General features: G+C 40.9%; 19 protein-coding genes. 16 read left to right on the top strand and 3 right to left on the bottom strand.

Translation table 11 applies throughout. The features are described from left to right. The first annotated feature begins 97 nt into the window (after positions 1-97). The 5 genes from CEF17_RS13205 (at position 98) to CEF17_RS13185 (ending at position 3,504) form a co-directional block, all read left to right on the top strand. Complete coding sequence (locus CEF17_RS13205; protein ID WP_198508971.1) at positions 98-748, top strand: HAD family hydrolase; 651 nt, start codon at positions 98-100, stop codon at positions 746-748. A gap of 26 nt (positions 749-774) precedes the next feature. After that, positions 775-1,356, top strand: a complete 582-nt coding sequence (gene thpR / locus CEF17_RS13200; protein ID WP_157843036.1) for an RNA 2',3'-cyclic phosphodiesterase — start codon at positions 775-777, stop codon at positions 1,354-1,356. After that, positions 1,356-1,736, top strand: a complete 381-nt coding sequence (locus CEF17_RS13195; RefSeq protein ID WP_100399925.1) for a CidA/LrgA family protein — start codon at positions 1,356-1,358, stop codon at positions 1,734-1,736. Before thpR ends, CEF17_RS13195 begins: the two co-directional genes overlap by 1 nt. Next, entirely contained in the window at positions 1,717-2,406 is a 690-nt protein-coding gene (locus CEF17_RS13190; protein ID WP_100399924.1) for an LrgB family protein, read from the top strand. Before CEF17_RS13195 ends, CEF17_RS13190 begins: the two co-directional genes overlap by 20 nt. Before the next feature lie 120 nt (positions 2,407-2,526). Then, the gene (locus tag CEF17_RS13185) at positions 2,527-3,504 is read left to right on the top strand and encodes an NERD domain-containing protein (protein WP_198508970.1); all 978 of its coding nucleotides are present in this window, start codon (positions 2,527-2,529) and stop codon (positions 3,502-3,504) included. A 43-nt stretch (positions 3,505-3,547) separates the two neighbouring features. Here CEF17_RS13185 and purU read toward each other — a convergent pair whose 3' ends face one another. Beyond that, positions 3,548-4,420: a formyltetrahydrofolate deformylase gene (purU, locus tag CEF17_RS13180; protein WP_100399923.1), complete on the bottom strand. Its 873-nt coding sequence runs from the start codon at positions 4,418-4,420 to the stop codon at positions 3,548-3,550. A gap of 178 nt (positions 4,421-4,598) precedes the next feature. Between purU and pulA the strand changes: the two genes are divergently transcribed. The 8 genes from pulA to CEF17_RS13140 all read left to right on the top strand — a co-directional run bounded on the left by pulA (position 4,599) and on the right by CEF17_RS13140 (position 14,987). Continuing rightward, positions 4,599-6,764 carry a type I pullulanase gene (gene pulA, locus CEF17_RS13175; RefSeq protein ID WP_157843035.1) on the top strand — a complete coding sequence of 722 codons (2,166 nt, stop codon included), beginning with the start codon at positions 4,599-4,601 and terminating at the stop codon, positions 6,762-6,764. 135 nt (positions 6,765-6,899) lie between these two features. Continuing rightward, complete coding sequence (locus tag CEF17_RS13170) at positions 6,900-7,709, top strand: phosphotransferase family protein (protein ID WP_332835303.1); 810 nt, start codon at positions 6,900-6,902, stop codon at positions 7,707-7,709. A 192-nt stretch (positions 7,710-7,901) separates the two neighbouring features. Next, positions 7,902-8,552 (top strand): tRNA (guanosine(46)-N7)-methyltransferase TrmB, encoded by a 651-nt coding sequence (gene trmB, locus CEF17_RS13165; RefSeq protein ID WP_100399921.1) that lies wholly within the window; start codon positions 7,902-7,904, stop codon positions 8,550-8,552. A gap of 87 nt (positions 8,553-8,639) precedes the next feature. Next, complete coding sequence (locus CEF17_RS13160; RefSeq protein ID WP_100399920.1) at positions 8,640-9,482, top strand: YtnP family quorum-quenching lactonase; 843 nt, start codon at positions 8,640-8,642, stop codon at positions 9,480-9,482. A 211-nt stretch (positions 9,483-9,693) separates the two neighbouring features. Further along, entirely contained in the window at positions 9,694-11,238 is a 1,545-nt protein-coding gene (locus CEF17_RS13155; RefSeq protein WP_100399919.1) for a BCCT family transporter, read from the top strand. Between the two features lie 156 nt (positions 11,239-11,394). Further along, a complete protein-coding gene (locus CEF17_RS13150; protein WP_100399918.1) occupies positions 11,395-12,153 on the top strand; it encodes a DeoR/GlpR family DNA-binding transcription regulator in 759 nt (252 codons plus the stop codon). Next, positions 12,150-13,070 carry a 1-phosphofructokinase gene (gene pfkB, locus CEF17_RS13145; RefSeq protein ID WP_100399917.1) on the top strand — a complete coding sequence of 307 codons (921 nt, stop codon included), beginning with the start codon at positions 12,150-12,152 and terminating at the stop codon, positions 13,068-13,070. Before CEF17_RS13150 ends, pfkB begins: the two co-directional genes overlap by 4 nt. A gap of 21 nt (positions 13,071-13,091) precedes the next feature. Further along, on the top strand, positions 13,092-14,987 hold the full coding sequence (locus tag CEF17_RS13140; protein WP_100399916.1) for a PTS fructose transporter subunit IIABC: 1,896 nt from the start codon (positions 13,092-13,094) through the stop codon (positions 14,985-14,987). Between the two features lie 189 nt (positions 14,988-15,176). Here the strand turns inward: CEF17_RS13140 and CEF17_RS13135 are convergent, their stop codons facing one another. Next, positions 15,177-15,482 (bottom strand): PepSY domain-containing protein, encoded by a 306-nt coding sequence (locus tag CEF17_RS13135; protein WP_054637670.1) that lies wholly within the window; start codon positions 15,480-15,482, stop codon positions 15,177-15,179. Between the two features lie 182 nt (positions 15,483-15,664). On the opposite strand from CEF17_RS13135, the gene CEF17_RS13130 reads away from it, so the two are divergent. The 3 genes from CEF17_RS13130 (at position 15,665) to CEF17_RS13120 (ending at position 18,897) form a co-directional block, all read left to right on the top strand. Further along, a complete protein-coding gene (locus CEF17_RS13130; RefSeq protein ID WP_100399915.1) occupies positions 15,665-16,738 on the top strand; it encodes a M42 family metallopeptidase in 1,074 nt (357 codons plus the stop codon). A gap of 208 nt (positions 16,739-16,946) precedes the next feature. Then, entirely contained in the window at positions 16,947-18,074 is a 1,128-nt protein-coding gene (locus CEF17_RS13125) for a zinc-dependent alcohol dehydrogenase (protein ID WP_054637669.1), read from the top strand. Between the two features lie 283 nt (positions 18,075-18,357). Further along, positions 18,358-18,897 carry a DUF84 family protein gene (locus CEF17_RS13120; protein WP_100399914.1) on the top strand — a complete coding sequence of 180 codons (540 nt, stop codon included), beginning with the start codon at positions 18,358-18,360 and terminating at the stop codon, positions 18,895-18,897. 147 nt (positions 18,898-19,044) lie between these two features. On the opposite strand, the gene CEF17_RS13115 is transcribed toward CEF17_RS13120, so the two are convergent. Beyond that, positions 19,045-19,491, bottom strand: a complete 447-nt coding sequence (locus CEF17_RS13115) for a YtoQ family protein (protein WP_100399913.1) — start codon at positions 19,489-19,491, stop codon at positions 19,045-19,047. Positions 19,492-19,622: the final 131 nt, after the last annotated feature.

Below are 19,622 nucleotides of genomic sequence, written 5' to 3'. Positions count from 1 at the left end.
TGTATATTCTTCAATATTTTATCATAATTGAAATTACAAATCCTATCCCTGATCTGACGTAAGAAAAGAGTAAAGCAAAATGAAAGGCGTGTTGTAAGTGTATAAAGGAGTTATGTTTGATATGGATAATACCTTATTATCCTCTACGATAGATTTTAAAAGAATGAGAAAGGATTGTTTCCAAGTTGTAACCAAATACCATGAGGAAGGCTCAACGCTTTTTTCTCCGGACACTGCCGCTCCTGCTGAAATGATAGAATGGGGAAAAAAGCAAGGAAACAAAACAGGTAACCACGCAATGGTTGAGGAAATGCTGGCCTGTGTAGAGGAATGTGAGAAAGAAGGCATGAAAGAAGCGGCCTTAGAGCCTGGGGCAAAAGAGATTCTTTCTTACCTTTTAACTAAAAAATATCATGTGGTGGTTGTTACTAACAATGCCACAGCCTCAGCCGAGTATGCTTTAAAAAGGACAGGAGTGGACCACCTTTTTAAGGACATCATAGGCAGAGATAAAATGAAAGCTTTAAAGCCATCCTCTGACTCAGTCATGTCTGTTTTAAAAAAGAATCCTGCTATTCCTGCAAAAGGGTGGCTTATGGTGGGGGATTCCTGGATTGACGGGAAAGCGGCAAACGGAGCAGAGGTCCCCTTTATATTGTATAAAGGACAAAGGGAAGAGATAAGAGAAAAAGGGGTAAAACTCTTGTCACATATCCAGCACTTAAATGAATTATACAAAATCTGTTAAGTCAAAATATAAAGGAGGAATGGCCCTTGGCACAGCATCCACATTATTTCATTGGCCTGACTGTCTCTGAGGAAGCAAGGAGAGATCTTCATACGATGGAGCAGCGATACTCACAAACCTTATTATTTAAAAAGTGGGTGCATCCCCAGGATTATCATCTTACATTGGCTTTTTTAGGGGGAAGCTCCGATTCACAAATTGAGAAGGTGAAACAAGAGGTGAGAGAATATGTGAAGGATGTCCCACCTTTCTCCCTGGCTTTAAAAGGAGTTGGAACATTTGGCAAAAAAGAGGAGCCTAGAATATTCTGGGCGGGTGTGACAGACCCAAAAGAACTTCACATCCTGCAGCGGCAGGTTGTTCACGCCTGTGAGACACTTGGTTTTACTTTTGACAATAAGCCCTTTCGTCCTCACATCACACTTTCGAGAAAGTGGAAGGGAAAAGGGTCTTATCAAAAAAATGTAGAAGAATTACAGGTAGAAAAAGATTTAACTTCTAGCTCATGGAAGGTGACAAACTGTGTTCTTTTTCGGACTCACTTAGACCGGACACCGAAATACGAGATCATGGCCACCTTTCCTTTTGGGAACGTGGAGGAGGAATAATGGACGTAATCAGAACGATTTTGCATATTGCTATTTTATACGGTTTTTATGTATTAGGAAGCTGGATTCAGGAATTGTTTAATTTAGTGATACCAGGAAGTATTATAGGAATGCTTCTCCTGCTGTTTCTTTTTTTTACAAAAGTATTGACTCCTAAAATGGTGGAGAGAGGAGCAGTCTCTCTCCTTTCTCATATGCCTATTTTGTTTTTGCCCATTACGATTGGCATTATAGAATTTCTGGATGTTCTTTCGGGAGGTGGAGTGCTGCTGATCATTGTGGCGCTTATTAGTACAGTGATTGTAATGGTCGTTTCATCATTATTCAGTCAAATACTAGCTAAAAGGAGGGAGAGACAGCTTGAACGAATGGTGGATTAGCCTGATTGCAGTGGCTGCTACCCTGGGTACATACCGGCTGGGGATATCTTTGTATCGGATGCTTCCAAGCCCGTTTATGCTGCCGCTGTTAAGCTCTACATTTCTGATTGTAATTTTTCTTTTAATCACCGATATATCCTATGATACATACATGATTGGCGGACAATGGATTGAAAGCCTGTTAGGCCCTGCTATTGTGGCACTCGCATACCCCCTTTATAAGCAGGCGGAAATGTTAAAAAAATATTTTTGGCCAATAATTGGTGGAGTTTTGCTGGGAGCCTTTGTGGGGATTCTGTCAGGGATCTATTTAGCAAGGTTATTTGGTATTGAAGAATTTCTTTTGTTTTCGTTAGTACCAAAGTCTGTAACTACTCCGGTAGCAATGGAAGTTGCAGCTTCAATAGGCGGCGCCCCACCCCTGGCAGCTGTTTTTGTGATGGTTGCAGGGATAGGCGGTGTTGTCCTCTCAGGTTATTTATTCAAACTTTGTAAAATTGATCATTTTCTTGGGAAAGGAATAGGCCTTGGGGCTGCATCTCATGCCATTGGCACGGCGAAAGCTTTGGAAAATAATGAAAAAGAGGGCGCCGCAAGTTCCATTGCTATGACGTTAAGCGCAGTTGTTGTTTCCATCTTAGCCCCGCTTATCATAAGTTTTCTATATTGATTGGCGTCTGCCAGAGAAGAAATAACCAGGTTCTTAGTATCTGGCTGATCAAAAGTTAAATGACTGTATGGTATAATGAGGAAAATCTGAATTGAACAAACTTCGTTGGAGGTTGCATGAGTGGCTCACTTGATTAAGCTAGACGATTACATTTCCAGGTACCAATTAGATTTACAAAGATATCCGAGCCAGTTTACCCGTTTAAAAAAAGAGCGGTGGGAGCTTTTAAAAGGCTCCTGGATCCAAGAAAATACAACAAGGCTTGAGAACAAAAAAGAAGATGTTTACGATGACTGGTTTGAAGACGTCAATAAAGGGTTTGTAGCAAAGACTTTTGAAAAAGTAAAAAAGCTTCGAAAGCCTGTAAAAGAAGATGGTGCGGGAGAAGACACTTCATTCTCCTATTTAAGGGGAAAAACAAAAGAAGATATCAGGGAAATATTTTATTATGAGTTATTTCAATCTCAGTTAAAGTGGGCCAGCTCATCTTTATTAGAAAAGTCAAGAGTTCATCCTCGCTATAGGTATGATTATCGTCTTCGGGATTTTTTAAGAGACTTTCCTGACAATTACTTCTTTATGTATTATCCAGTTTTCGTAGTAAAAGGTGCACCTGTAGAAATGGAAATCATTATTTTGTCACCCACTGAAGTATGGTGTTTATCTATTCTTGAAGGCAAAGACCACAGTGTGTTTGAAGCATCATCTGACCGCTTCTGGGATGAGTACATTGATCAAGAAAGAAAAAAAAGGCTGAGCCCTTTACTCTCTCTAAATCGAATGTCAGCAATTATAAAGGCAGTTATGAAAGAAGAAGGGTTCTTTATGCCTGTCAGGCAAGGAGTACTTGCGCCTTCATCCATGATTGATAATAAAATCATGGGAACCAAGGTAGAAATGATTGATAAACGGACTTATTCCGAATGGCTTACTAAAATGAAGCGACATCCTTCTCCTGTCAAAGGACTGCAGCTTAAGACAGCAGCTGCCTTATTAAAGCATACTCATACTGTAGCTTCAGAGAGAGAAAGTACGGAGGATAAGGAAAATCCTGATGATCACCTTTCCTTTTCTGAAGGATATGGAAATAATAAATAAAAAAGAAAGTCGGTCTCCCTGAAAAGAGAGATGACTTTCTTCATTAGCTGAACACAATTGTTTTATTACCATGAACGAGGACTTTGTCATCGTTGTGCCACTCTACAGCTCTGGCAAGCGCAATTTTTTCAACATTACGGCCTCCAATTTTCAAGTCGGCAATAGAGTATCGGTGGTTTACCCGAAGAACTTCCTGTTCAATGATCGGTCCTTCATCTAAGTCATCAGTCACATAATGAGCCGTGGCCCCAATAAGTTTGACCCCTCGGTTGAAGGCTTTTTTGTACGGATTAGCTCCAATAAAAGCCGGTAAAAACGAGTGGTGGATGTTAATAATTTTATGGGTGAAGTGGGATACAAACTGGGGTGAAAGAATCTGCATGTACCTGGCAAGGACAATGAAGTCAATGTCAAGATCTTTTAATAATTCTATTGTTTCCTCTTCAGCATCGCGCTTATTTCCTTTACTAACGGGAATATGATAAAAAGGGACGCCATACGATTCTACAGTAGCTTGTAAGTCTGGATGGTTGCTGATAATTGCAGGGATATCCACTTGCAGTTCCCCAGAGCGCCATTTCCAGAGCAATTCCAATAGGCAATGATCTTCTTTGGAGACAAAGATTGCCATCCTTTTTATCTTTCTTTCACTTTCAATTCGCCAGCTCATATCGAAACGATCTCCAACCTCACTAAAACGCTCTTGAATCAAAGGGAAGTTGTGATCAAAGTCTTCCAGGTCAAATTCAATCCTCATGAAAAACATACCGCCTTCTGGATCGGTACTATATTGATCAGATTGAACAATGTTAGCATTGTAGTTATATAAGAAATTTGAAACTGCTGAGACAATGCCCGGCTGGTCAGCGCATGATATTAATACTCTAGCACGGTCTTGTTTCTTACTTTGTAGCATTTTTCTATCCTCCGTTATTCTCTTGTATCAGTTACGGGTTATACTATACCACTCCTTATGTTGAAAAAAAAGCGCCCGTTTTTATAAAGCACAGTTTCTTGAAAGGACTGATGCTTTATGTTCACCGCAGACATAGGCAGCCTGAAATAATCCAATGAATTCAACAAGGGGGAAGCCAATGAAAACAGTTCTGCAAAAAAGCAGCCATGCACGTATTAAGGCCTGGTTTGAAACCCTTTCAAAGATAGTGGTGGAAAGCACCTCTCCAATTGAAGAAACACAATGGCAGTTGGTTCAAAAGCAAAAGAACAGCAACCGGGATACTGACATTCTTGCTTCTTTCTCTATTACTGGAAACAGGCTCATCTTTACTCTCGATTATCCTCTTGTTATGGGTGAAGGGTATTTTGTTATTACTCCCTCTGGTGCCCGCATTCGGGTACTGTCGGGCTCAGCTGTGAGAACAGAAGAGTTTGACAGGTTGTATGCTTACCACGGGAATGACCTTGGAGCAGTATGGGGACCGTCTTATACGGAGTTTGCCGTCTGGGCGCCTACTGCTGAAAAGGTATCTCTGCTTTTATACAATGCTGAAGCATCTCGCCCTAAAATCAGTCTGTTAATGAATAAAACAGAGAAGGGAGTATGGAGATATACACTAAAAGGCAACCATGAGGGGCTATTATACACTTACCAGGTGTTTGTTAATGGAGTCTGGCATGAAACGGTTGATCCTTATGCTAAATCGTTGACTGCAAATGGACGCCACGGAGCGGTTATTCGCACATCTGAAGATTCATTAAGGCCTGAGCGCCCGCCATTCATATCTCCTGTTGATGCGATTATTTACGAGGCTCATGTCCGAGATATGACCACCCACCTCAAAAGTGGAGTGAGGGAAAAAGGAAAATACAGCGGGCTGGCAGAACGGGGAACGAGAATAGAAAGAGAAAATATTACTACTGCTCTTGAGCATATTATTGAAATGGGAGTTACGCATGTTCAACTTCTTCCAGTTAATGATTTTGGAAGCGTAGATGAAAACCGTCCGTTTATGAATTATAATTGGGGATATGATGCTACCCACCATTTTTCACCTGAAGGAAGTTATGCTACAGACCCCGATAATCCATTTTCACGTATAGAGGAACTTAAGAATCTTATCCATACATTCCATGAAGCGGGGCTTCGAGTAGTGCTTGATGTTGTATTCAATCATGTTTATATAAAAGAAGATTCTCCATTTGAAAAACTCGTCCCAGGGTACTACTTCAGGTATGATGAACATGGTTTACCATCAGATGGTACAGGAGTAGGAAATGACACGGCTTCCGAGCGGGCAATGATGAGGAAATACATTGTGGATTGTATTTCCTATTGGGCTGAAGAATATCAAGTTGATGGGTTCCGTTTTGACTTAATGGGAATCCATGACATAAAAACGATGAAGGCTGTCCGGCAGGCAGTAAACCAAATCGATTCTTCTATTCTTATCTACGGGGAAGGGTGGGATATGCCTACACCCATTCCCTATGAGGAAAAAGCGATTATGGCCCACGGGAAACATTTGGAAGGGATTGGGTTTTTTAATGATGCTTTTCGAGAAGCGATGAAGGGAAGCTCCTTTAATATAAAAGAACGAGGCTTCATTAATGGGAAGAGAGAAGCAGAAATAGAAGTAGAGAAATACATGCACGGCAGCATCCCACTGCAAACTGGAGCTCCTTCTTTGTTTACAGACCCAGCTCAATCTATTAATTATATAGAATGTCATGATAATATGACTGTTTGGGATCAATTGAAGGTTTCCGTGCCAGAAGCAAATGAAAGACTGTATGAGAAGATGCAAAGGCTCGCCCTTACCGCTGTGCTCACCGCTCAGGGTATTCCTTTTATTCATGCAGGTCAGGAGTTTTGCAGAACAAAACATGGACATGTAAACAGCTACAATGCCCCCGATTGGCTGAATCAAATGGATTGGGAAAGGAAAAAGCAATACCGTAAGACAGTGGAGTACGTAAAAGGACTTATTAAAATTAGAAAAGAAATACCGGCTCTGCGATTAAGGGATCAGGAAGAAATTCAAAAGAGGTTTTCTTATATTCAGACACCCCCGCATGTGGTCGGATTTCATATAAAGAGACTCTCGGAGGAAGAAGATTTTAAAGAACTGATTGTCTTTTTAAATGGGGCATGGGAAAAGGTAGAAGTGTCTTTGCCGAAAGGTATCAAATCTTGTCAAGTTATCGTTGACGATCAAAGAGCAAGTTTGATACCATTAAAAACAATTGACAGCAGTACTATTGCTGTTCCGGCAATAAGTGCTACGATATTGTATCGATAAAGCAGAGTCCTCTTTTTATTGACTCTGCTTCATTATATAATAGACATTTAAGGTTATATTCTCCACGCCCGTTACGGCAAATAATGTATAAAGGATTTCGTCATGAAAAACACGGATTACTATATGAAAACGAGGGTGAAGTTATTGAAACCGCTACTTGGAGAAGGTTGGGATCTCGAACCAGCCGGAGGGGCCACTGGTGAAGCGTACATAGCACATGATGGAGAGAGGAAGCTTTTCTTAAAGAGAAATTCATCTCCCTTTTTAGCTGTGTTGTCTGCTGAAGGAATTGTACCAAAGCTGTTATGGACAAAACGGTTGGAAAATGGAGATGTGATTACCGCTCAACAATGGGTTTATGGACGGGAGTTAAGTGCTCATGAAATGACAAGGGTGGATGTTGCAAAGCTGTTAAGCAAAATCCATTCATCAAGTGAACTGCTGGATATGTTCAAACGAATAGGTAATGAACCTTTAACACCTTCCAGCATTGTAGAAGATTTGCAGAATCAGATTCTTCAGGCGGGACTTTCTCACCCGATGCTCCAGGAAGCTGTCACTTATCTTTCTTCAATGAGAGAAAAAGTCGCTCCTCCTGAAATGGTCGTGTGTCATTGTGATATCAACCATAATAACTGGATTATTAGTGAAAAAGAGCATCTCTATCTTATTGATTGGGACGGGGCAACCGTAGCAGATCCTGCATTGGATCTTGGGTTACTGCTTTATGAATATCTTCCCAAGAACCAGTGGGGAGTATGGCTTAAGTCATATGGCGTTATACTTGATGATCAGCTTGAAGTTAGAATGCATTGGTATGTTATTTCTCATGTATTATCTGCCTTGCTTTTTCATCTCCAGCAAGGCGAAACTGAGGAGATCGAAAGATGGAATAAAGAAATAAGAAAACTATTAACGACCAATCGCTTATTTCCTGAAAAATAAGGTATTTCCCGGGGAATAGAATCATTTCCTGTCGGAAGTCTGTCCTCCTGAATACCAGGAGGCTTTTTGTCTGTCATCCCCTGTTTTATAACTAAAACATGATTGATCCTTAACATTGAAAAAAAACAGGCGGGGACGAAAGAGCAATGGAGAGAGGTTCTTAGAAAAGACGTAAAAAAGGAGGAAATCATAATGAGACTTAGGAATAAGCCATGGGCTATGGAATACTTACAGTCACATCCTGAGTATGTCATCACTAACCCTGAAGATGGTCAATCGTGGCAACAGCATTTTGGGACCGACCATCCCCTGCATGTGGAAGTAGGAACTGGCAAAGGGAAGTTTTTAAAGGATATGAGCGAAAAATATCCTGATATTAATTTTATAGGTGTCGAAAAATATGAGAGTGTTCTCGTTTCCGGTGTCGAGAAAGCAGTAGAAAGTAAGCCTTCAAATCTTGCATTCGTCCATGGCGATGTAAATAACATCTTTGATTATTTTAAAGAAAATGAAATCGACCAATTATATATAAATTTTACTGATCCGTGGCCAAAAGCACGACATGAAAAGAGACGACTAACCTACAAGGATTTCCTGAGTAAGTATAAAAAAGTATTAAAAAACAATGGAGAAATTCATTTTAAAACAGACAATCAGGGACTATTTGAATATTCTATTGAAAGCATGTCCAGCTTTGGAATGATTCTTAAAAATATAAGCCTGGATCTGCATAGAAGCAGCTGGGATGACAATGTAATGACGGAGTATGAAGAAAAGTTCTCCAAGAAAAATTATAGAATTTATCGTTTAGAAGCTCAATTTGAAAAACCCTCCTCTACATAAAAGGAGGGTTTTCGCATGGAGTCGAAGAAATAAGAACTAGAGAGCACCACGTAATAAATGTAAACGAATGTAAAAGGAGGAGAGCAAGTGGAACAATTAACGATTGGAGATTATACGTTAACATGGCTTCGAGGAGGAGTCACACATTTGGACGGCGGAGCCATGTTTGGTGTTGTGCCAAAACCGCTATGGTCAAAGTTATATCCAGCAAATGAGAACAATCAAATTGAACTCAGGTCAGATCCTATTTTGGTTCAAGGCAAGGGAAAGAACTTTCTGATTGAAGCCGGGCTTGGAAACGACCGTTTTTCGAAAAAGCAATTGAGAAATTATGCGATTACCGAAGAATCTCTTATCCTAGAAGGTTTAGACACAATGGGCCTATCTCCGGACGATATTGATGGTGTGTTAATGACTCATATGCATTTTGACCATTGTGCCGGCTTAGTGCATAAAGAAGAAGACAAGGACGTACCTTTTTTTAAAAATGCAGTAATCTATACTTCAGAAATAGAGTGGGAGGAAACAAGAAACCCTAATATCCGATCAAAAAATACATACTGGGAGCAAAATTGGAAGCCCATAGAACACCAGGTTCAAACGTTCAAACAGCAAACAGAGGTGCTTCCGGGCATAACGATGATCCATACGGGAGGTCATAGTGCAGGGCACAGTATTGTTACGATTGAACAGGGGGAGGACATGCTCATTCATATGGCCGATATCATGGGTACTCATGCACATAAAAATGTGCTCTGGGTAATGGCATTTGATGATTATCCAATGGATTCAATTGAAGCGAAGAGAAAATGGATGGATATTGGATATAACAACGAAGCATGGTTTAGTTTTTATCATGATTATAAGTACAGAGCCATTCAATTTGATGGGCAGGGAGAAATAAAGAGTAGTATTACAAGGGAAATATAAAGAGCAAAGTCTGAACAGGAAGCAGAAGCTTCCTGTTTTTTTATGGTTATTTCACCCAGTTTTACAGTTGGATGACTCCATGTTTTTCTCCTATAAAAGGGGAGGGCAATATAAGGAGTCCTGCCACTAAAATTTGTCATTTTGGGCACCTTATAAGTAGAAATGAACGGAAATACATTTCACTTTAAAGGAGAGAAAGAAAATTAGTACAATACGACGCGGAAAAAAAGAAAACTCAAAAGTAGACTGGACAGTATTTGGGTTATCTGGAGGACTATTGCTACTGTTTGCCTTATTATCTTTTATTAGTATGGAGGCAGTAGGTTTATTTGTAAGTGAAACGTTTGCCTGGTCTGCTGCTTATTTTGGGGCATTTTGGCAGGTTCTTATGCTGGCTACGTTTGCAGTTGCTATTGTATTAGCTTTTTCGACCTACGGTAAAGTGCGATTAGGAAATACAAGCTCTCCTGAGTTAAGCAATTTTAAATGGATTTCAATTATCATGGCTACTTTGTTAGCAGGAGGGGGAGTGTTTTGGGCCGCAGCGGAGCCAATGTATCACTTCATGGAAGTACCTCCATTGCGCGGGGGAATTACTGAAGGAACACAGGAGGCGGTAGCACCTGCCTTATCCCAAAGCTTTATGCACTGGGGGTTTTTAGCCTGGGCAATTTTGGGGACCATTAGTGCAGTCGTAATGATGTACGGATATTATCATAAAGGAATGCCGATGAAACCTCGAACTCTCTTATATCCGATGTTTGGGAGAAGGTTAAATGAGAGCGTGTGGGGAAAAGTGATCGATGCTTTTTCCATCATTGCCGTGGCTGCCGGTACGATAGGACCGATTGGTTTTCTTGGACTTCAGGCAAGCTATGGGTTGGAAGCACTTTTTGGGATACCGGATATTTTTATGACGCAGCTCGGCATTATTATTGGAGTGGTAGCTATTTCAACTGTTTCAGCTGTAACAGGTTTGCATAAAGGAATACAGCTGTTAAGCCGGTTTAATGTTACTTTAGCCATTGTTCTAATGCTGGCTGTATTAATTTTGGGTCCGGGAGGCTTTATTATTGATTCTTTTATTTCTTCTTTTGGAACCTATGTTCATCAATTCATACCAATGAGCACTTATCGGGGAGACCAGGGATGGCTCAGCTTTTGGACGCTCTTCTTTTGGGGATGGTTTATCGGGTATGGACCGATGATGGCTATGCTTATCAGCCGGATATCCAGGGGACGGACAATCCGGGAAATTGTCATAGCGGTAGGGATTATTGCTCCGGTCGTAACAACATTCTGGTTTACCATTGTCGGAGGGAGCGGTATCTTTTTTGAATTGAATAACCCTGGTTCAGTTTCTAACGCTCTAAATGAAGCAGGAATGCCGGCATCAATGATCGCCATTACTGAACAACTACCTTTAGCGGTCATAATTTCTCCATTGTTTTTATTGTTAACGGTTTTGTTTGTGGTAACCACAGCTGATTCGATGGCTTACACCATTGCTATGGGAGTTACCGGACAAGGAAATCCTGGCAAAAGCATGAGAATTTTTTGGGCAATCCTCATGGGGACGATTGCGGTTATCCTGCTTTATCTAGGGGAAGGCAGCATTGACGCCCTGCAATCATTTATCGTCGTTACTGCTGTACCGGTCAGTATTTTATTATTCCCTATGTTATGGCTTGCCCCGAGAGCAGCAAGGAAATTGGCTGAAGAACAGGGCCTGGTTACCCCTTCTAAAAGGTCCTAAAAAAATCGCCCCGCTCATAAGGCCTCCTTCCTCAATAGGATGAAAGAGCATGAATGTTTTTGGTTATTTTTGATTGAAATTGACTTAAAATGATTGATCATGATCGGGTGTGGGTATATAATTACAATGTAAGCGATTAAATGAGGGGGGGAGTATATGCTTCATATAGAAAGAAAAGAAATAATTTTGTCTGTATTAAAGAGTAAAGAAGTAGTTTCTGTTCAGGAACTTGTTGATGCAACACAAGCTTCTGAATCAACCATTCGCCGGGACCTTACAGATCTTGAAAAAGAGAACTATTTGAAAAGAGTTCATGGCGGTGCCTCTCTCCTTCGCAAAAAGAAAGAAGAATTAACTGTAGCAGAAAAAAAGGTAAGAAATATAGAAGAAAAAAAAGCCATAGCAGAATATGCTGCCAGCTTAATTAATACAGGAGAAAGTATTTTTTTAGATGCAGGAACTTCCACTATTGAGATGATTCCTCACCTTGCGGAAAAGAAAGTGGTGGTTGTGACAACAGGTGTTTATCATGTTCCTCTCTTGCTTGAACATAACATAGAAACCTATGTAGCAGGAGGCCATCTTAAACAAAATACCGGTGCTTTAGTTGGGACGAAAGCATTGCTTTCACTGAGAGAATACCGGTTTGATAAATGCTTTTTAGGAATTAACGGTGTGCATCCAATACATGGGTATACCACTCCTGATCCTGAGGAAGCAACTGTAAAACAGACTGCCCTGTCGTTAGCAGCTAAAGCATATGTCCTGGCAGATTCATCTAAGTTCAGCGAAGCTGTTTTTGCTTCAGTAGCTCCTATAGAACAGGCAGCTATTGTAACAACTGATTCATTACATGAACATCGAATAGAGGAGTTAATAGAAAAGACAGAAATTAAGGTGGTCAATCAACTATGATTTACACTCTCACTTTAAATCCCGCAGTAGATTACATTGTCAATGTTTCAAATTTTGAAATTGGACAAGTAAACAGGGCATCAAAAGAAAGTAAGTTTGCTGGTGGAAAAGGCATTAATGTTTCAAGGGTGTTAACGAAGCTGGAAAAAGAAAGTACTGCTCTTGGATTTATCGGAGGATTTACCGGCCAATATATTCAAACGGCTTTAGATAAGGAGAAAATCCCCTCTGAATTCATTCAGGTAAACGGTGATACAAGAATTAACATGAAGTTAAAGACAGAAGAGGAGTCTGAAATCAATGGTATTTCACCAGCCATTTCAGATGAAAATATAAACAGCTTGAAAGAGCAGCTTGGCCATCTGAACAATACAGATATGTTGGTGCTTGCAGGCAGTGTCCCGGATACTGTGTCTTCTTCAATCTACACAGAAATTATAGATATGGTAAAAGAAAGAAATGTAAAGGTGTTTGTGGATACGAGCGGACCGGCATTAAATGAAGTAATGAAAACAGGCCCCTTTTTTATTAAGCCGAATCATCATGAATTAGCTGAACTTCTTGATGTACCAGTCAACACAGTAGAAGAGGCAGCCCATTTTGGAAAAAAAGCTCTTGAAAAGTGGGATATTACTCATCTTTTAATTTCAATGGCTGGTAAAGGAGCCGTTTATATTTCAAAAAATGAGCTTATGCATGCCACTGTCCCTTCAGGTAATGTAGTTAACTCGGTAGGGGCTGGAGATTCTATGGTTGCTGGATTTATAGCCGGCTTTGAAGAAGGACTTCCCATAGAAGAAGTTCTGGCAACAGCGGTAGCCGCTGGCAGCGGGACAGCTTTTTCAAATGGTTTTTGTACAAAGGATCTCGTACATTCATTGAAAAAGAACATTAAGATTACATCTCTCCAACAATAAATACTAGAGAGGATGAAAGAGATGAAAATTACAGAGCTTCTCAAAGCTGATACGATACAGCTCGACTTGCAAAGCTCTTCAAAAGAAGAAGTTATTGATGAATTAATTGGTACTCTTGATAAAGCGGGGCGTTTACATGACCCTAAAGGATATAAAGAGGCCATTGTCGCCCGTGAAGAACAGAGCAGCACAGGAATAGGAGAAGGAGTAGCCATTCCTCATGCGAAAACAAGTGCTGTAAAAACACCTGCCATTGCTTTTGGGCGATCTCAAAGCGGACTGGATTACGATTCTTTGGACGGCCAGCCTGCTCATTTATTCTTTATGATTGCTGCCAGTGAAGGGGCAAATCAAACACATTTAGAAACGTTATCACGTTTGTCCACCCTGCTGATGGACCAGGATTTCCGTTCCATCCTGTTGAAAGCTTCAACAAAAGAAGAGATTCTGATTGCCATTGATGAAAAAGAAAAAGAAAAGCTTGGCGGAGAAGAAGAAGAGGAAACAGGTACGCCTAAGGAAGAGTCTGGAAAAAGGATTCTTGCAGTTACGGGCTGCCCTACAGGGATAGCCCACACGTATATGGCAGCTGATGCCTTGAAAGATAAAGCAAAAGAACTGGGTATTTCTATTAAAGTAGAAACAGCTGGCTCAGGCGGAGTGAAAAACAAATTAACTTCTCAGGAAATTGAGGAAGCTGACGCGATTATTGTAGCAGCTGATACGAAAATTGAGATGGAGCGTTTCAGCGGCAAGCCGGTCATTCAAACAGGAGTGACCGATGGAATTCGTAAACCACATGACCTTCTTGAAAAAGCTGTCAAAGGAGAGGCTCCTATCTATAAAGGGAGCGGAGAAGGAGAAAAGTCCGAGGAAGGGGAACAAACTCGAGGAGGGTTTGGACGAGGCATATACAAGCATCTTATGAACGGTGTTTCCAACATGCTTCCTTTTGTTATCGGCGGTGGTATTTTAATTGCAATATCCTTCTTCTTTGGAATTGAATCAGCAGACCCTGCCCACCCTGACTACAATCCTTTTGCTGCAGCCTTGATGTCGATCGGCGGTGATCATGCCTTTGGACTAATGGTGGCGGTTCTTGCTGGTTTTATCGCCATGAGTATTGCTGACCGCCCGGGGTTTGCTCCTGGTATGATAGGCGGGTTTATGGCAACAACTGGAGATGCAGGGTTTTTAGGCGGTTTAATTGCAGGTTTCTTAGCAGGTTATGTCGTCATCGGCGTTAAACGACTTTTGGCTAATCTTCCAAAAGTCTTTGATGGGATTAAAACCATTCTTTTTTACCCATTGATTAGCATTTTTGTTGTTGGTATTCTCATGTATTTTGTGATTATAGGGCCAATCAGTGCTTTTAATACGTTCTTGGAAGGATGGCTGGGCGGCATGGGTACAGGAAACATCGTTCTTCTTGGTATTATCCTTGGAGGAATGATGGCTGTGGACATGGGCGGGCCAATTAATAAAGCAGCCTTCACCTTCGGAATTGCAATGATTGAAGCCGGAAACTTCGGTCCCCATGCAGCAATTATGGCTGGCGGTATGGTTCCTCCTCTGGGACTTGCCTTAGCAACTACATTCTTTAAAAGCAAGTTCACAAAAGATGAAAGAAATGCCGGGGTAAGTAACTATTTCCTTGGGTCCTTCTTTATAACTGAAGGGGCGATTCCTTTTGCAGCTGCAGATCCAGGACGAGTGATTCCTTCGATCGTGATCGGTTCAGCAACTGCTGGAGGACTGGCCATGTTCTTTAATGCCGGGCTGCCGGCCCCTCATGGCGGGATCTTTGTTATCCCGACAATCCAAGGAAGTCCTCTTGCTTATTTATTAGCCATCGTCATTGGAGCGGTAGTAACTGCGCTGTTAGTCGGATTCTGGAAAAAACCAGTTACTAAGTGATAAAGAAAAGGTGTCTCCATAAGGTCATACTGATTAGTGACCGGAAGAGACACCTTTTTCTATTGCCTGTTGGTAAGAAAAGGCCATGAGTTCGAATGAAGCATGGATATGTATTACAGACGTACGAAATATAAAGCAAAAAGAGAGTGTCGCGAAAAGTCAGGCTTTTGGCGACACTCTCAATAATAATTATGAAGATAACTCAAGAATGGTTCCTGTTTTTGCATCTACTACAAAATCCATTTGCTTTGTTTCGTCCTGTTCAGTGCTGGATATTCCGCCGCGATAGACTTTATAAACAAGGTTATCTTTATTGTATTTTTCGGGAGTCATATGGATCCATGATCCGTTAACCGGGATGTGGTCCTGCACGTTTTGTTTAACTACTTTAAGCGCTTTTTCAGGAGAAATATGTTCCCCGCCAATTTTGTCTTTCAGCAGGTAGCCTGCTAAAAAGCCAAGTCCTACACCAATAAGAATATCTCTGATTTTCATGCTTTCCCACCCTTTCTTATCAAGTAATTTCAAGTATAACTCACATCTATTAAATTTCCAATTAAATGCTTTATTACTATTCCTTTTTTTTCCTGTGTTGTCGAAGAGCAGGAAGGAAAGTAGATAAAAAACTATTATTTCTGTAAAATGGTAAAAGAATATTTAGATGAAGGGAGCTTATTATGAATCAAGAAACTCGTGAGATGTTTAAGACATTAACTGAATTACCTGGAGCCCCTGGGTTTGAACATGAGGTACGGAAATACGTTCGACAAGAACTTGAAAAATATAGTGATGAAATCGTGCAGGATCGCCTCGGAGGAATCTTTGGGGTAAAGAAAGGAAATGAGGAAGACCCAAAAGTCATGGTGGCAGGTCACATGGACGAAGTGGGCTTTATGGTTACTTCTATTAGTGAGAAAGGACTTATTCGCTTTCAGACCCTTGGAGGATGGTGGAGCCAGGTTCTTTTAGCGCAGCGTGTTGAAATTATTACGGAACAAGGGCCTGTTATAGGAGTAATAGGGTCAACGCCGCCTCATCTGTTAGAAGAGGCACAGCGTAAAAAACCGATGGACATCAAAAAAATGTACATAGATATTGGTGCAGATAATAAAAAAGATGCAGAAAGCATCGGTATCAAGCCTGGTCAGCAAGTCGTGCCTGTCTGTCCTTTTACTCCTATGGCCAATGAAAAGAAAATTCTTGCAAAATCGTGGGATAATCGGTATGGTGTTGGGCTGTCAATTGAACTTTTAAAAGAGCTGAAAGATGAAGCCATTCCTAACACTCTATATTCCGGCTCTACGGTACAGGAAGAAGTGGGGCTTCGTGGGGCGGCAGTAGCTGCGCAAATGATAAAGCCAGACATTTTCTATGCTCTTGACGCCAGTCCTGCAAATGATGCTACAGGCGGAAAGCAAGCCTTTGGTCATTTGGGTAAAGGAGCGTTAGTACGAATTTATGATCGTACAATGATTACTCACCGTGGCATGAGAGAGTTTGTTCTTGATACGGCAGAAAGCAACAATATCAATTATCAGTTCTTTATCTCTCAAGGAGGTACAGATGCAGGAAGAGTCCATATGTCTAATGATGGCGTTCCATCAGCCGTAATAGGAGTATGCTCTCGATATATCCATACAGCAGCATCAATTCTTCATATCGATGATTATGCCGCTGCTAAAGAACTCATTACCAAGCTAGTGCGAACAACCGACAAGAATGCTTTGGAACAGATCCGCAGCCAGGTTTAATATAGTTGCTTCCCAGGAAGACCGCTCCTAAAGCGGTCTTTTTTTTTGAAGGGTCAGTTTTTCTAATAACACGACTTCTTGGTGACAGAGCCTTTTGGAAAAGCCCTTGATGAGCGTTAAGAAAACCGTAAGGCTCCTGCTTCATACGTTTAACCTTTGAATAAATCGGTAAAGAGATAACTAATCTTTATGGAAGGGTGTGTAAACTTTGAAAGCAGTTACTTATCAAGGGCTCGATGATATTCAAGTAAAGGAAATGGAAGACCCTAAAATACAAACAGGTGACGACATGGTTATTCGGATAACGGCATCAGGGATCTGCGGATCAGATTTACATCTTTATAAGAATGGGATTCCTTTGGAAGAAGATTACATTATAGGGCACGAGCCAATGGGGATCGTGGAGGAAGTTGGTCCGGAAGTAAAGAACTTGAAAAAAGGTGACCGAGTTGTTATTCCTTTTAATGTGAGCTGCGGAACTTGCTTTTATTGTGAGCACCAAATGGAAAGTCAATGTGATGAAGCAAACCCTCATGCGGATAATGGCGGCCTTTTTGGATACTCTAAGCAATTCGGAAACTATCCTGGCGGACAGGCTGAGTTTTTAAGAGTGCCTTATGCAGACCAGACTTCATTTAAAGTTCCAGAAAGCAGTGAGCTGGATGATGAAAGTGTCTTATTTTTGTCTGATGTAATTCCGACTTCCTGGTGGAGCGTGGAAAAGGTTAAAAAAGGTGATACTGTCCTTGTGCTGGGCTGCGGTCCTATTGGGCTCATGACTCAAAAGCTGGCCTGGATAAAAGGAGCAGAAAGGGTAATTGCAGTGGATCATGTGCCGCACAGACTAGAGCACGCAAGAAGAACAAACAATGTGGAAGTTTATAATATGAAGGAAACAAAGGAAATAGGAGCACTGCTTCATGAAGAAACAAAAGGCGGTGCTGATGTAGTGGTGGATTGTGTAGGGATGGACGGAACCGTTCACCCAGAAGAGGAGTTCGGTTCTGATGCTGATAACCAGGCTGGTACAATCAGTCCAATTGTGACAGCTTCTCAAGCTGTCAGGAAATTTGGTTTGATTCAGTTAACAGGTGTATATGCTTCGGCAGCTAACGATTTTCCTCTAGGAGATTTATTTGGACGAAACGTGTCTCTAAAAATGGGGCAGGCACCAGTGGTTCATATGATGCCTAAGCTATATGAAATGGTTGAAAATCGTGAGTTTGACCCAACGGATATTATCACTCACCGGATGTCCATTGATGAAGCTCCCGAAGCATACAAGATTTTTGACAAAAAAGAAGACGGCAACATTAAAGTAGTGTTGAAGCCGTAAACTCAGAATCCCTTTATAGGGATTTCGGGGCTGTTGAGAAATTCTTCTCAACAGCCTTTTTTGAATTAATAAATCGATTATTCAGATAAATAAAGTGTATTTAAGGTAACTAATCCATTAGAAAAACAATCCATATTTTTCAAGTGCTACAGACGGACACTTGTACCTTTAGGTGCAAGCGAGTGTATAACTGAACAATCAACTAAATTTTTTGTTTAAAGTTAGTCTATACTTTTAGTACATGGAGTTTAGTAATCACGCTTAATGTGTGAGGGGGAGTATTATGCTTATAGGAGTCGGTTCAACGAATAAAGCGAAAATAAAAGCTGTGGAAGATGCTCTTCAAGAGTGCAGGATTGATATTCAGGGAATAAACGCGCCATCTCAAGTCAGAGACCAGCCGTTAACTGATGAAGAAACAAAAGAGGGGGCAGTAAACAGGGCGATTTACTGTATTAAGCAAAATAAAGATATAGTGATAGGAATTGGACTTGAAGGGGGGGTCACGAAGATGGAAGACGGCTTGTTTTTGTGTAATTGGGGAGCACTTGCGGACCAGGAGGGGAGAATTATTACAGCCTCCGGGGCAAGAATCTTACTACCGGAAAATGCTGAGGAAGACATAGAGGCAGGTCTTGAATTAAAAGATATAATAGAAAAGATTACAGGAAGAAAAAATGTACATCAAAGCGAGGGAGCTGCAGGGCTTTTGACAGCTGGATTCGTACATAGAAATGAGTTGTTTTCCCATGTTATCAGACTCCTGTATGGACAATGGGTGTATCAAAAAGCGGAAGTAGAAGGTGACCAGAGGGGGAGATAAACACTACCAGCTCCCTCTGTGAGCAGTCATTGCTCACGAGGAAGCTGATGTGTTGTCTAGGACATAACAGGCATCGTGAAGGCAAATGGCAGCTTGATCAAATTCTGCCATTTCCTTCTGATAAAGCGTTTAGAAGCTAGGTACTTTTTAATTGGCTTCAAAAACGTAGGAAAGAGCTTTTAAAGCTTGTTCTTTTGTTTCAACTACAACATTTGCTTTGTTTGCAAGCTCTTTTACAGGGTGATGGAGCTCTTTAGGTCTTACGATAATTAATGGCTTATTTAAAGCTATGGCTGTAGCAGCGTCCATAGCTGTGTTCCATTGTTTGTACTTCTCTCCAAACAATGCGATTACCACATCTGCTTTTTGCAGAAGGATTTGAGTACGGAGATTATTAAATGCTGATGCAGCTTCATCCTTAAAGATGTTGTCTGGCTGTTCACCTAGAATTTCTTCTCCAATATTATCGGACCGGTCATGATTTTCCATAGGGCCAAAAAATTGTAAAGGAAGCTCCAATTCACTGGCAGCCTTTCGAAATTCTTCCCGCCAGTTATCATGGATTTGTCCTGCTAAGTATACATTAAGTTCCAAAAGTGGTTCCTCCTCATTTTCGTATTTTTCTGATTCCATCTAACTATAATATTCTTGTAAAGGTATTTGCAAACAAGTATGATAATAATCAGGCACATAAATTGTCACATTTACAATAAAGGGAGAGGAAA

This window comes from Bacillus sp. FJAT-44742, assembly GCF_002797315.1.
Lineage (GTDB): Bacteria > Bacillota > Bacilli > Bacillales > Marinococcaceae > Thalassorhabdus > Thalassorhabdus alkalitolerans.
Note: the sequence above shows the minus strand (reverse complement) of the source record. Positions and strands in the feature narration are given on the sequence as shown.